This window comes from Flavobacterium eburneipallidum, assembly GCF_027111355.2.
GTDB lineage: Bacteria > Bacteroidota > Bacteroidia > Flavobacteriales > Flavobacteriaceae > Flavobacterium > Flavobacterium eburneipallidum.
Map to the genome: position 1 here is coordinate 753,437 of NZ_CP114291.2, position 12,549 is coordinate 765,985.

General features: G+C 33.6%; 16 protein-coding genes and 1 tRNA gene. 7 read left to right on the forward strand and 10 right to left on the reverse strand.

Translation table 11 applies throughout. The features are described from left to right. Positions 1-149 precede the first annotated feature (149 nt). The 3 genes from rpmF to pdxA all read right to left on the reverse strand — a co-directional run bounded on the left by rpmF (position 150) and on the right by pdxA (position 2,030). Entirely contained in the window at positions 150-344 is a 195-nt protein-coding gene (rpmF, locus tag OZP15_RS03190; RefSeq protein WP_269227044.1) for a 50S ribosomal protein L32, read from the reverse strand. Between the two features lie 9 nt (positions 345-353). After that, the gene (locus OZP15_RS03195) at positions 354-896 is read right to left on the reverse strand and encodes a YceD family protein (RefSeq protein ID WP_281336986.1); all 543 of its coding nucleotides are present in this window, start codon (positions 894-896) and stop codon (positions 354-356) included. A 90-nt stretch (positions 897-986) separates the two neighbouring features. Continuing rightward, entirely contained in the window at positions 987-2,030 is a 1,044-nt protein-coding gene (pdxA, locus tag OZP15_RS03200; RefSeq protein ID WP_281336987.1) for a 4-hydroxythreonine-4-phosphate dehydrogenase PdxA, read from the reverse strand. A gap of 58 nt (positions 2,031-2,088) precedes the next feature. Between pdxA and OZP15_RS03205 the strand changes: the two genes are divergently transcribed. Beyond that, a complete protein-coding gene (locus OZP15_RS03205; RefSeq protein WP_269227045.1) occupies positions 2,089-2,676 on the forward strand; it encodes a riboflavin synthase in 588 nt (195 codons plus the stop codon). Between the two features lie 34 nt (positions 2,677-2,710). Here OZP15_RS03205 and OZP15_RS03210 read toward each other — a convergent pair whose 3' ends face one another. Beyond that, positions 2,711-2,917, reverse strand: a complete 207-nt coding sequence (locus OZP15_RS03210) for a hypothetical protein (protein ID WP_281336988.1) — start codon at positions 2,915-2,917, stop codon at positions 2,711-2,713. A 215-nt stretch (positions 2,918-3,132) separates the two neighbouring features. Beyond that, positions 3,133-3,206: transfer RNA gene (locus OZP15_RS03215), tRNA-Ile, on the reverse strand. Between the two features lie 234 nt (positions 3,207-3,440). Here OZP15_RS03215 and rbfA point away from each other — a divergent pair. After that, positions 3,441-3,833, forward strand: a complete 393-nt coding sequence (gene rbfA, locus OZP15_RS03220) for a 30S ribosome-binding factor RbfA (protein ID WP_269227046.1) — start codon at positions 3,441-3,443, stop codon at positions 3,831-3,833. 3 nt (positions 3,834-3,836) lie between these two features. Further along, on the forward strand, positions 3,837-5,036 hold the full coding sequence (locus tag OZP15_RS03225) for an ABC transporter permease (protein WP_281336989.1): 1,200 nt from the start codon (positions 3,837-3,839) through the stop codon (positions 5,034-5,036). On the opposite strand, the gene OZP15_RS03230 is transcribed toward OZP15_RS03225, so the two are convergent. The 3 genes from OZP15_RS03230 to dusB form a co-directional block, all read right to left on the reverse strand. Next, positions 5,037-5,339 (reverse strand): type II toxin-antitoxin system RelE/ParE family toxin, encoded by a 303-nt coding sequence (locus tag OZP15_RS03230; protein ID WP_269227047.1) that lies wholly within the window; start codon positions 5,337-5,339, stop codon positions 5,037-5,039. After that, complete coding sequence (locus OZP15_RS03235; protein WP_269227048.1) at positions 5,329-5,562, reverse strand: hypothetical protein; 234 nt, start codon at positions 5,560-5,562, stop codon at positions 5,329-5,331. The genes OZP15_RS03230 and OZP15_RS03235 overlap by 11 nt, the downstream gene beginning before the upstream one ends. A gap of 66 nt (positions 5,563-5,628) precedes the next feature. Further along, the gene (gene dusB / locus OZP15_RS03240; protein ID WP_281336990.1) at positions 5,629-6,621 is read right to left on the reverse strand and encodes a tRNA dihydrouridine synthase DusB; all 993 of its coding nucleotides are present in this window, start codon (positions 6,619-6,621) and stop codon (positions 5,629-5,631) included. 400 nt (positions 6,622-7,021) lie between these two features. On the opposite strand from dusB, the gene lepA reads away from it, so the two are divergent. The 4 genes from lepA to OZP15_RS03260 all read left to right on the forward strand — a co-directional run bounded on the left by lepA (position 7,022) and on the right by OZP15_RS03260 (position 10,768). Then, on the forward strand, positions 7,022-8,818 hold the full coding sequence (lepA, locus tag OZP15_RS03245; RefSeq protein WP_269227049.1) for a translation elongation factor 4: 1,797 nt from the start codon (positions 7,022-7,024) through the stop codon (positions 8,816-8,818). Positions 8,819-8,917: 99 nt separating this feature from the next. Continuing rightward, entirely contained in the window at positions 8,918-9,628 is a 711-nt protein-coding gene (locus OZP15_RS03250; protein ID WP_281336991.1) for a hypothetical protein, read from the forward strand. Positions 9,629-9,635: 7 nt separating this feature from the next. Then, positions 9,636-9,758 (forward strand): hypothetical protein, encoded by a 123-nt coding sequence (locus tag OZP15_RS03255; protein WP_269227051.1) that lies wholly within the window; start codon positions 9,636-9,638, stop codon positions 9,756-9,758. Positions 9,759-9,808: 50 nt separating this feature from the next. Continuing rightward, positions 9,809-10,768 carry a helix-turn-helix transcriptional regulator gene (locus OZP15_RS03260; protein WP_269227052.1) on the forward strand — a complete coding sequence of 320 codons (960 nt, stop codon included), beginning with the start codon at positions 9,809-9,811 and terminating at the stop codon, positions 10,766-10,768. 286 nt (positions 10,769-11,054) lie between these two features. Here the strand turns inward: OZP15_RS03260 and OZP15_RS03265 are convergent, their stop codons facing one another. Both OZP15_RS03265 and OZP15_RS03270 read right to left on the reverse strand, forming a co-directional pair. After that, positions 11,055-11,537 carry a DinB family protein gene (locus OZP15_RS03265; protein WP_269227053.1) on the reverse strand — a complete coding sequence of 161 codons (483 nt, stop codon included), beginning with the start codon at positions 11,535-11,537 and terminating at the stop codon, positions 11,055-11,057. A gap of 71 nt (positions 11,538-11,608) precedes the next feature. Beyond that, positions 11,609-12,541, reverse strand: a complete 933-nt coding sequence (locus OZP15_RS03270) for a 1-phosphofructokinase family hexose kinase (RefSeq protein ID WP_281336992.1) — start codon at positions 12,539-12,541, stop codon at positions 11,609-11,611. Positions 12,542-12,549 lie beyond the last annotated feature (8 nt).

Consider the following 12,549-nt stretch of genomic DNA (forward strand, 5'->3'; position numbering starts at 1 on the left):
TCCATTTGAAAAATTGCTAAAAGAACTCGAAAATTACAAAAAAAATCGAATTCTTATCGTTTTAATCACTCTTATTTAATGAAAATTATAAACAACAAAAAAACTCTCACATTGCTTGTGAGAGTTTGATTATCATTTACATAGATGTATTAAGCAACCGCTGTAGATTTATCTATAACAACTTGACCTCTGTAGTACATTTTACCTTCATGCCAGTAAGCTCTGTGGTATAAATGTGCTTCACCTGTAATAGGGCAAGTAGCGATTTGAGCTACAGTAGCTTTGTAATGTGTTCTTCTCTTATCTCTTCTTGTTTTCGAGATTTTTCTTTTAGGATGTGCCATTTTACTATATTATTTATCCGTTAATAGTTGTTTTAATTTGTCCCAACGCGGGTCAATATTTTCTTCTTTTTTATTCTCTTTTTTCAGTTCTTTTACTGTCAATTCTTTCAGTTTTGTTAAGGCTTCAGAGTTTAGGCTGCCATCTTTAACTCCTGGATGAATTCGCTTTAGAGGAACTGATAATACAATCATTTCGTATATATACTGTGCAATATCTATTTGATATTCTCCATGCGGCAAAATGAGCAATTCTTCATTGTCATTATTGAAGACATCTCCAAAACGAACAATTAATTTCATACTTCCTTTTATTGGCAAATCAAACTCTTCGTTTGTCATATCACAAGGAACATTTACTGTTCCTTTATGTTTGAAGGCCAACTCCAACATGGTGCTTTTTTTCTCTAAAACTACATTTACTTTGATATTCGAATTATTATATTCGTGATAGTCAAAGATTTCAAAGAACGAGTTACTTACCTGATATTCAAAATGATGTTTCCCTAGCTTTAATCCTATAAAAGGAATTAAAAATTCTTTTGTCTTCTCCATTTCAACAACAATTTGCCCGAAACTTCGGGAGTGCAAAGATATAAAATTATTGTAAACCTAATAATCTTATTTATCTTTTTTTGTTTATATCTATTTTTCTTTTATTTTCAAGGGTTTTTGGCTGATTTCTGCATATTGATTTCTTGAATGATAGATGTCAATTGCAGCATAAACAGCTTCTTTAAACGAATTATAATCCGCAATTCCTTTTCCAGCAATATCATAAGCTGTTCCGTGATCTGGGGAAGTTCGTACTTTATTCAAACCAGCTGTGTAATTTACTCCGTTTCCAAATGATAAAGTCTTGAAAGGAATTAGTCCCTGATCGTGATAAGTAGCAATAATAGCATCATATTTTTCATATTGATTACTTCCAAAAAAGCCATCGGCAGCAAAGGGACCAAATACTAATGTTCCTTTTTCGAATATTTTTTTTAATGCTGGTTTCAATACTACATCGTCTTCTTTGCCAATAACGCCACCGTCTCCACAATGTGGATTCAATCCCAATACCGCTATTTTTGGTTTGTTGATGCTGAAATCTTGTATCAATGACTGTTTAATAGTTTCAATCTTTTTTACAATCAATTCCTCTGTAAGATGTGATGCAACTTCATTAATAGCAATATGATCTGTCAATAGTCCCACTCTCAAGTTATCCTGAATCATAAACATCAAAGCATTTCCTTCCAATTCCTGATCTAAATAATCTGTATGTCCCGGAAATTTAAAATCTTCCGATTGAATGTTGTACTTATTTATAGGGGCTGTTACTAATACATCTACCAATCCTTCTTTCAAAGCTTTAGTAGCTGTAACAAAAGATTTGATGGCATATTTACCCACTTTATCATCGGTAGTGCCAAATTTTATATCTACGGCTTCTTGCCAAACATTTAATACATTGATTTTTCCCAAAACAATTTGGTCTAATCTATCAATTCCGTGAAGCATAGATGTAGATTCCAAACTTTTCTTTACAAAGGATAGAATTTTTACATTGGCAAAAATAACTGGTGTACATAATTCCAACATTCGAGAATCTTCAAATGTTTTAAGAATTACTTCGCTTCCAATACCGTTTAAATCTCCTATTGAAATTCCGACGATTATATTTTCTGCTTTTTTTGTCATGACATCAAGTTATTTATTGCTAATTTTGAAGTGCAAATTTAGTAAAATAAAACAAGAAATGTTTACAGGAATCATAGAAACCCTTGGTAAAATCCAGGAAATAAAAAAAGACAAAGACAATCTACATATTACAATAACATCTTCCGTTGCTAATGAACTTAAAATAGATCAAAGTGTGGCTCATAATGGGATTTGTTTGACAGTTGTTAATATTAATCAAGATCAATATACTGTAACTGCTATTGATGAAACAATAAAAAAAACGAATATTTCCCATTGGCAAACTGGAGATATTGTTAACCTTGAAAGAGCTATGAAATTAGGTGATCGATTGGACGGTCATATTGTTCAGGGACACGTAGATCAAATTGGGACTTGTATTGTAGCAAAAGAAACCAACGGAAGCTGGGGATATACCTTTGAATATGACGAATCACTTGGAAATATTACTATCGAAAAAGGATCGATTACTGTAAATGGAGTAAGTTTGACTGTAGTAGATTCTGGTAAAAACCAATTTAGTGTTGCAATTATTCCTTATACTTTTGAACATACTAATTTTAATACTTTTATAGAAGGGACAAAAGTGAACCTTGAATTTGATGTCATTGGTAAATATGTTTCTCGTTTGTATTCAAATAAATAAATCGTATTATAATAATAAAAACAAAGGCTTCAATTTAAATTGAAGCCTTTGTTTTTATTTGGTATTTTAGAATACTATAGAAGCTAAAGATTAATGCTATTAATATCAAAAAATAAATATTTTCGTCTATGGGTAATCCAGGTGGCGGTGGCGGTATTTTTTTTGGCGAAGGAGGATTTGGTGCGGCAATAATACTTCCTGTGAAAAAAAACAAAGCAATTAAAACAAAAAATCTATACATAATTGTTTTCATAAATTATTAATAAATAACAAAACAAAGAGATTTTGTGTTTAAACCTCCTAGGTTTTAATTAATTAACGCCTACAAAGTTATTTATATTTTGTTAGGAAACAATTTTTTTAACGATTAAAATACATTTTTTACCGATAAAAAGCATTGTTGAATTTTAATTGTAAAAAAAAACCTATAAATCGATTGATTTATAGGTTTTTTTGTGGTCCCACTTGGAATCGAACCAAGCACCTACTGATTATGAGTCAGTTGCTCTAACCGAATGAGCTATAGGACCGTTATTGCGGATGCGAAATTACTACTATTTTATATTTGTTCCAAATATTTTTAGAAATAGATTTTTTATATTCAAATCAGTATCACTTTCAAAACAGAAACTACTGATTATTAGAATCATCCTATAAGACATTCCTTTTGGCTGATTGTCAAATTTCACGTTTTAATTATCTAAAAGAACTAAACTTTGTCTGTTAGAGTCTTTGGAGCTTCAAAAAAATCGTATTTTTGCAACATGGAAACAAATAGACAGAAAAAAATAGGCGGAGTTATCCAAAAAGATTTGGTGGACATCCTACAAGGTGAAGTGAGAAAGAACGGACTTACGAATTTAATCATTTCGGTATCCAAAGTTAGTGTGACTACAGATTTATCCGTAGCCACGGTTTATTTAAGTATTTTTCCTCAAGAAAAAGCCCAAGAAACTTTAGTGGGAATAAAAGCGAATTCTAAATTAATAAAACACGATTTGTCTCAAAGAGTACGTTTGCAATTGCGAAAAGTGCCTAATTTAGTATTCTTTATAGACGACTCATTAGATTACATAGAAAAAATAGACAATGCTTTGTCTAATAAAGAAAATCCTATAGAAAATCGTGATCTTTTAGAAAAACGCAGATTTCAATAAAATTTGAATTTTCCTCTTTACATAGCCCAACGGTATATTTTTAGCAGCAGCAAAAATAATGCTATCAACATCATCAATCGCATTGCTAGTGTGGGAATCATCGTTGGTGCGATGGCTTTGTTTGTGGTTTTGTCCGTTTTTAGCGGATTAAAAGTCTTCAGCCTTTCGTTTAGCAATGATATTGATCCTGATTTGAAAGTTAGCAGTACTTTGGGAAAATCTTTTCTAGTTTCTCCATCTCAAGAAAATCAAATCAAACAAATTGAAGGTATTGCTTCTTACAGCAAAATAATAGAAGAACGTGTTTTATTTACTTTCAACGGAAAACAAGAAGTTACTTGGCTCAAAGGAATTGATTCTAGTTATACCAAAGTAAATGCAATTAAGAAAAAAATCTATACAGGGGATTGGCTCGAAAAAGATACTTATCAAGTAGTGGTTGGCTATGGAACTGCTGTGGAATTTTCGATGGGAATATTGGATTTTAAAAATCAATTGGAAGTTCTGGCACCAAAACCGGGAAAAGGCAATATCGAAAATCCAGCGGAAGCTTTCAATAAAGAGGTGATAATTCCAGTAGGAGTCTATGCAATTAGCGAAGAATTGGATTCTAAATATGTGTTTGCTGATTTAGGTTTGGCTCAAGAATTATTGGAGTATAAACCCACCCAAATTTCAGGAATTGAAATCAAGATGAATAAAAATGCTGATGAAAAAGCTATTGTCAATAAACTTCAAACTATTTTCAATAATAAAATCACAGTAAAAAACAGAGCGCAACTCAACGAATCACTGTATAAAATGCTGAATACCGAGAATCTTGCGGTTTATCTCATATTTACTTTAGTCATTATTATTGCCCTTTTCAATCTGGTTGGTGCATTAATCATGATGATTCTGGACAAAAAAGGAAACCTGAAAACACTTTTAAATCTAGGAACTGACATCAAAGATTTACGCAAAATATTCCTGCTTCAAGGTACTTTGTTAAGCGTTTTTGGTGGAATAATTGGATTGACTTTAGGTATTGCAATCGTTTTACTGCAACAACATTTTGAATTGATAATGATTACTCCAACCCTAGCTTATCCAGTAGATTTTACAATAGAAAACGTGTTGATTGTGTTTGCAACCATTGTTTCCCTTGGTTTTATTGCTTCATTGATTGCGAGTAGTCGTGTAAGTAAGAAGTTGTTGGATTGATTATAAAATCTGCGGAAGCTTGTTTGGGATATCTTCTTTGGAATGCCAAAATGCTAAAATAAACACTTCATTATTTTCCCAAATATAATACAAACCATAAGGGAATTTATTCAACCAAAATATTCTGATTTTAGAATAACGAAACTGGAAACTTTCAGGATTTTTAGCAATAATTTTTAAACCTAATCGTATTTCTTTTTCGATTCTTTTTGCTAAAACAATATTGATTGAAGCATAATGTGCAATTACATTTTCGATTTCAACCGCTGTATTTGTTTTTAAAGTGAGTTTGTTATAACTCATATTTAGATTTTAAGGAATCTAAAAATTCAAACGCATCAACTCCAGATTTAGAATTTTCTTGATGTTCAGCTAGTCTTTTATCTAATTCTTTCTTTTGCTTTTCGGATAACGAAACAGGTTCAATTTCGTGCAAAACAAAATTCTTCACTTTCTGAATAATAGAAGCGTCATTGATATTTTGAAGTAAATCAATTAAAAGCGATTTTTCGGTTTGAACACTCATAATCAAGGTTATTTAATAACAAATATAATGAAAATTGGAGAACAATAATTTCAAATTCTTTATTTTCTAAACCACCTCATATCCCGAATAAGTTTCTTCAATTTCATTCAAAACAGCAAATAATTCTTCGGGACGGTCTAGAGTAACCAATTGTTGTTTAAAAGGTTTGAAAGAATGAATTCCTTTAAAGTAATTGGTATAATGCGGACGTGTTTCTACAATTCCGAGTCTTTCACCTTTCCATTCCATTGCCCAGGTTAAGTGATTGCGAACAGCTTCTACTCTGTCCGACACAGTTGGTTTTGCTAAATGCTCGCCAGTTTTGAAGTAATGTTTGATTTCATCGAAAATCCAAGGATAGCCAATGGCAGCACGACCAATCATAATGCCGTCGATGCCGTATTCATTTTTATACTGTAATGCTTTTTCGGGAGAATCAATATCGCCATTTCCAAAAATAGGCATTGTGATTCTGGGATTATTTTTCACTCGGGCGATGTGTGACCAATCCGAATGGCCTTTATACATTTGGGCACGGGTTCGGGCGTGAATGCTCAAAGCAGCAACACCAATATCCTGCAGACGCTCGGCAACCTCATCAATATTAATAGAATTATCATCCCAGCCCAAACGGGTTTTTACTGTAACTGGCAAATGTGTGCTGTCGATAACGGCTTGCGTCAAGCGAATCATCAAATCGACATCTTTCAAAACTCCTGCGCCTGCGCCTTTGCAAACGACTTTCTTTACGGGACAGCCAAAATTAATATCAATTAAATCTGGATTTACCGTAGAAACAATTTTAGAGGACAATGCCATTGCTTCTTCGTCTCCTCCAAAAATCTGGATTCCAACGGGTCTTTCGTAATCGAAAATATCGAGTTTCATTCGGCTTTTGATGGCGTCGCGAATTAATCCCTCGGAGGAAATAAATTCGGAATACATCAAATCGGCTCCGTGTTGTTTGCACAATCTGCGAAACGGCGGATCGCTCACATCTTCCATAGGTGCGAGAAGTAACGGAAAATCAGGAAGTTTTATGTTGCCAATCTTTATCAAGGGTAATTTTTTTGCAAAGATAGATGATTTGATAGAATAGAAAAAAGATAAAAGAATAAAGCGAGCAAATGAGGTATTTCACCGCAGATTCACAGATTTATTTATCGAAAATCTGATTTTTATGATTTTGAAAGTCTAACTCGTACTTAAATTCATTGATTTTGAATACCAATTTTATTAAAATCTGCGAATCTGCGGTTATTTTTTAGCACATACATATTTCCATTGAGTCTTAAACCAAGTAGTTTGTGATTGAAGCGCTTTGAAACTGTTGAATTTAAACTATATTTGCAGATTAATTGCTTGCTTGAGAGAGCTTGTGACGATAGTCTGTTCGCCGCAGTGAACACGCCCAAACTTCGACTGCGCTCAGTTGGACATAAATTGACATACACAAAGAATGAAACACATAAGAAATTTTTGCATTATTGCACACATTGACCACGGTAAAAGTACGCTTGCCGACAGACTTCTTGGCGCTACACAAACCGTTACGGCTCGTGAGGAAAAGGCTCAATTGCTTGACAATATGGACTTGGAACGCGAACGTGGGATTACCATAAAAAGTCACGCCATTCAGATGGAATACAAGTACAAAGGCGAGGATTATATCCTGAATTTGATTGATACTCCTGGACACGTGGATTTTTCGTATGAGGTTTCCCGTTCGATTGCGGCTTGTGAAGGGGCTCTTTTGATTGTAGATGCTGCGCAAAGTATTCAGGCACAAACGATTTCGAATTTGTATTTGGCTTTGGAAAACGACTTGGAGATTATTCCAGTTTTGAATAAAGTGGATTTACCAAGTGCCAATCCTGAAGAAGTTAGCGATGATATTATTGATTTATTGGGTTGCAAACTGGAGGATATTATTCACGCTTCGGGGAAAACTGGTTTTGGTGTCGAAAATATTTTGGCTGCCATTATTGAGAAAATCCCACCTCCTAAAGGAAATAAAGACGAACCATTACAAGCTTTGATTTTTGACTCACATTACAATCCATTCCGTGGAATTGAGGTTATTTTCCGTGTGAAAAACGGAGAAATCAAAAAGGGTCAGAAGATTAAATTTATGGCTACTGGAAATGAATATTTTGCGGATGAAATTGGTACGTTGAAACTAAATCAAGTGCCAAAAAATGTCATTTCGACTGGAGATGTGGGTTATTTGATTTCGGGAATTAAAGAGGCGAAAGAAGTAAAAGTAGGGGATACACTTACGGATGCCAAAACGCCAACTACAAATATGATTACAGGTTTCGAAGATGTGAAACCAATGGTTTTTGCCGGAATTTATCCAGTGGACACCGAAGATTTTGAAGAGTTGCGTGCTTCGATGGAAAAATTGCAATTAAACGACGCTTCTTTAGTATTTACTGCCGAAAGTTCTGCGGCTTTAGGTTTTGGTTTTCGTTGCGGATTCTTGGGAATGTTGCACATGGAAATCATCCAGGAGCGATTGGAACGTGAGTTCGATATGACTGTGATTACTACGGTTCCCAACGTTTCGTATTTGGCTTACACCAAGAAAAATCCTGAAACTGCACTTGTAGTCAACAATCCTTCTGATTTGCCAGAGCCTTCTAGTTTAGACCGAGTAGAAGAGCCTTATATCAAAGCGACTATCATTACCAAAGCTGATTTTGTTGGGAATGTAATGAGTTTGTGTATCGAAAAACGAGGATTAATTACCAATCAAACTTATTTGACCACCGAAAGAGTGGAATTGAATTTCGATATGCCATTGGCCGAAATTGTATTCGATTTTTACGACCGATTGAAGACGGTTTCCAAAGGATATGCTTCTTTTGACTATGCTCCAATTGGAATGCGTACTTCTAAATTAGTAAAATTAGACGTTTTATTGAATGCCCAATCCGTGGATGCCCTTTCTGCCTTGATTCACGAAAGCAATGCTTACAATATTGGTAAAAAAATGTGTGAGAAATTGCGTGAACTGATTCCGAGACAGCAATTTGATATTCCGATTCAGGCGGCAATTGGTGCTAAAATCATTGCCCGTGAAACGATAAAAGCCTTACGTAAAGACGTTACCGCCAAATGTTATGGTGGAGATATTTCCCGTAAACGTAAATTATTGGAAAAACAGAAAAAAGGTAAAAAACGCATGAGACTGGTTGGAAATGTTGAGATTCCTCAAGAAGCGTTTATGGCTGTTTTGAAATTGAATGACTAGATTTTAGACTTTTTAGATAAAAGACGAATAGATAATAGAGAAAACCTGATGATGAAAATTGTCAGGTTTTTTTGTTTATTTTTACATCAAAAATTAATAATGAAAGAAATTAATCAATTAATAGATAATTTAGAAAATTTAAATAATTTGATTTCTGGCGAAATAAATAAACATAATGAAAATGATATTCGGAACGTTACTCTTGATTTAGTTGCAACGCGAATTCAAGATTTTAGAACCTCACTTATTTTGAGCAAAAATATCAATAAAAAGTGGCTTTTTGAAAATAACAGCAATGAGCATTATAGTGATATTGAAATTAAAACGTTTATTTCGAATTTTGTACACAATCAAATTGATGCATTTTTTATAAATACTTTTATGTATATAGAAGCACATATTAGATTAATTGCAAAATATTACGAAAATTCAAATAATAAAATTTTGAATTTTAAAATTTCTCAAACATTTGAAAACTTAACTAATAACAATAAAATTCAATTGTTTGAAAATATCAGCGAAGAAAACAAATTGTTATTCAAATTTTATCTTTCATTAAGAAATACTATACACACCGGACATTTTCACACTTGGGACTATGATTTTTTTATCATAAATGATAAATCTTCAATTATTGATAAAACTGAAAAAAAATTAGAACTACATAAAAATAAATATGTTGAAATTAATCCCTTCGAGAAACTTCTATTGATTGAACAAATAATAAAATTAATTTTAAAAATTAATTCCAAAATACCAAACAACACAATAATTGAGCATAGTTATGTTGATATTGGATATAATGAATAATTAAAAAATGGAGGAAAAAGACAATAAAATTCCCGTTGAGCATCAACAAATTGTTTTGGAACGAATAGAAAAATCAAAGACGAATCCAGAAAGACTTTTAGATTGGGATGAAGTTTCTAAAAATTTATAATTTTTGAAATGTATCTTTGAGACATTATCCACAAACATTTAACTCATAAAATGCTCGACGAAACCCCAAAACGATTTGACCGCATTGTTGCTATTTTGATCCAATTGCAATCCAAAAAAATTGTAAAAGCACAGGAATTGGCGAATCGTTTTGATGTCAGCTTGCGGACTATTTATCGTGACATTCGTACTTTGGAAGCTTCAGGAGTTCCTATTTACAGTGAAGCTGGCGTTGGTTATGCCTTAATGGACGGCTACCGATTACCGCCTGTAATGTTTACCCGAGAGGAAGCCAGCAGTTTTATTGCTGCAGAAAAATTAATGCAGAAATTCACTGATGCGACTCTAGGAAATCATTATGCTTCGGCGATGTACAAACTAAAAGCTGTACTTCGAAGCGATGATAAAGATTGGGTTTCCAGCATTGAATCGAGCGTTTTGATGCAATCTTCCGAAAAGCTTTTCAATGATAAATCACCGAATACTTTGTCCACTCTTTTTGAAAGTATAGCCGAAAAAACACAAGTTATTCTTTCGTATGAAGCGATTCAATCGGATGGAATTACGGTGCGAAATATTGAACCTGTTGGGGTTTTTCACGACAACAACAATTGGTATATGTTGGGTTATTGCCATTTACGAAAAGATTATCGACAATTTCGAGCAGATCGGGTTCACGGAATTGAAAAAACGGAAATTCCTTTCTCTATAGAACACGATGCTTTGGAAACTTATTTGGATAAAAACAAAAATGTTCCAACAACCAAAATCCGGATTCTAGTAGATAAAAAAATTGCCAACTATCTGGCATACGAACGAAAATACCACGGCTTTGTTTCTGAAAAAATAATAGACGACAAAATCGAAATGACTTTTATGTCTTGTGATACACTGGAAGGATTTTCGCGCTGGTATCTGATGTTTGGAGATTACGCCACCATATTGGAACCTGAAAGTTTAAAAACCAGAATTCTGGAATTATTAGAAATAAACAAACAACGACTTTTATAAAACATTGTTTCTATTTATAAACCATTAAGACATTAAGTTTTTATACTTAATTTTCTTAATGTCTTAATGGTAAATTCAAACCCGTTGGGTGTAATTTCATTTAGTTTTTTTAACACATAGAAACATAGTTTTTATTAACTTTAAAGTCGTTTCACTTTATTAAAGAATCATAGCTATGTGTACCGATAAATCGGCTATATAACTCTTTTTTCTATGATTCTATGCGTTTCAAATTTTACAATTTCTAAAGATTTAATAATTACACCCAACGGCTTAAATTCAAATGTTATCTTTCCCAGAAAAAAGGAGGTGTAATTCCTAACGCACGCAAATACACATATCCCTGACCTCGATGATGTACTTCGTTATCAATGAAATATAGAATATTATGAATAATCGGGAATTCGTATTGACCAAACAAATTAAAGGTTTCGTTAAAATCTTCTATTGTTAATTTCTCCCAATGCTGATTGATTTCTGCTGTAGCTTCATCCCATTTCTCTAGGTATTGCGCTTTGAAAATCAATTTTTCTGCTCTTTCTTCATTATAAGGCTGAATTTCTCGATTTACAATCCCTTTCAAAGCAGGTGCGCCAATAGCCAGAAGTTCATCTATCAATTTTGCAAAAGGACGCATCCCGCCAATGGAGAATTCAAAGAAATCTTTTTCAGGAAATGATTCAATTACACGACGGGTTAAGGCGCGATGCCCTTGCCAGTGTTTCAATAAATCTTCAGGAGTAATAACTTGTTGCGCTAATGTTTTCATAATTTTAAAGTTTTTATTTTTATTTCTTCAAAAGTAGATACAGCTGGTGACAACAGTTTGTCAGTAGTATTTTATTTATTTTGCAACCACCCAAATAGTCGTTTTGCATCCTCCAGTTTAAACAATTGGGTTCCTTCGTTCATCGTGGCTGCAGATCCACAGGAAACACCCCATTGCACGACTTCTTTCAGACTTTTGTTTTGGGATAATGCCCAGGTCATTGCGCCAACCATACTATCGCCAGCTCCAACGGTGCTTTTCTTGGCTACATTCGGCGCCGAAACAAACTCGGTTTGAGTTGCTGTTACCAAAACTGCTCCTTGTGGACCAAGCGAAACAACAATAATTTCGGCACTGCCTTTTTCGATTAAGGTTTGTGCGGCGTGAACCACTTCATCTATTTCTAATTTTTCGACCCCAATTAATTTGGCCAATTCCCCGACATTCGGTTTTATTAAATAAACGCCAGTTTCCAAGATCTTTTGCAAGGCTTCTCCCGAAGTATCTACAATTACTTTCGAACCTAATTTTTTTGCTAAATCGGCAATGTTTTTATAATAATCCGTTGGCAAACCTTCGTTCAAACTGCCACTCAATACCAAGAATTTGGGTTTCAACTCTTGAATAGTTTGAATAATTTTTTTTTGTTCTTCATCAGAAATTGCAGAACCCGAAAAACCAAAACGATATTGCGAATTGGTATTATCGTCAACAGCAACGAAACTTTCTCTTGTCCAATTTTTGGTTTTGATGGCTTCGAAATCTATATTTTCTTTTTGAACTAATCCTTCCAACATCGACCCAATTGGACCGCCAGAAGTAAAAACACAAAAGGACTCTCCTTCCAATCTGGCAATAGCTTTGGAAACATTGATTCCGCCACCGCCAGCATCATAACGAGGCTCCTCGCAACGAATTTTTTGTTCAGGAATTAATCCTTTGAAATGAGCTGTTTTGTCTAAAGCTGGATTTACGGTAATGGTAACAATATCGAATGGTTTCATTTTCTGTT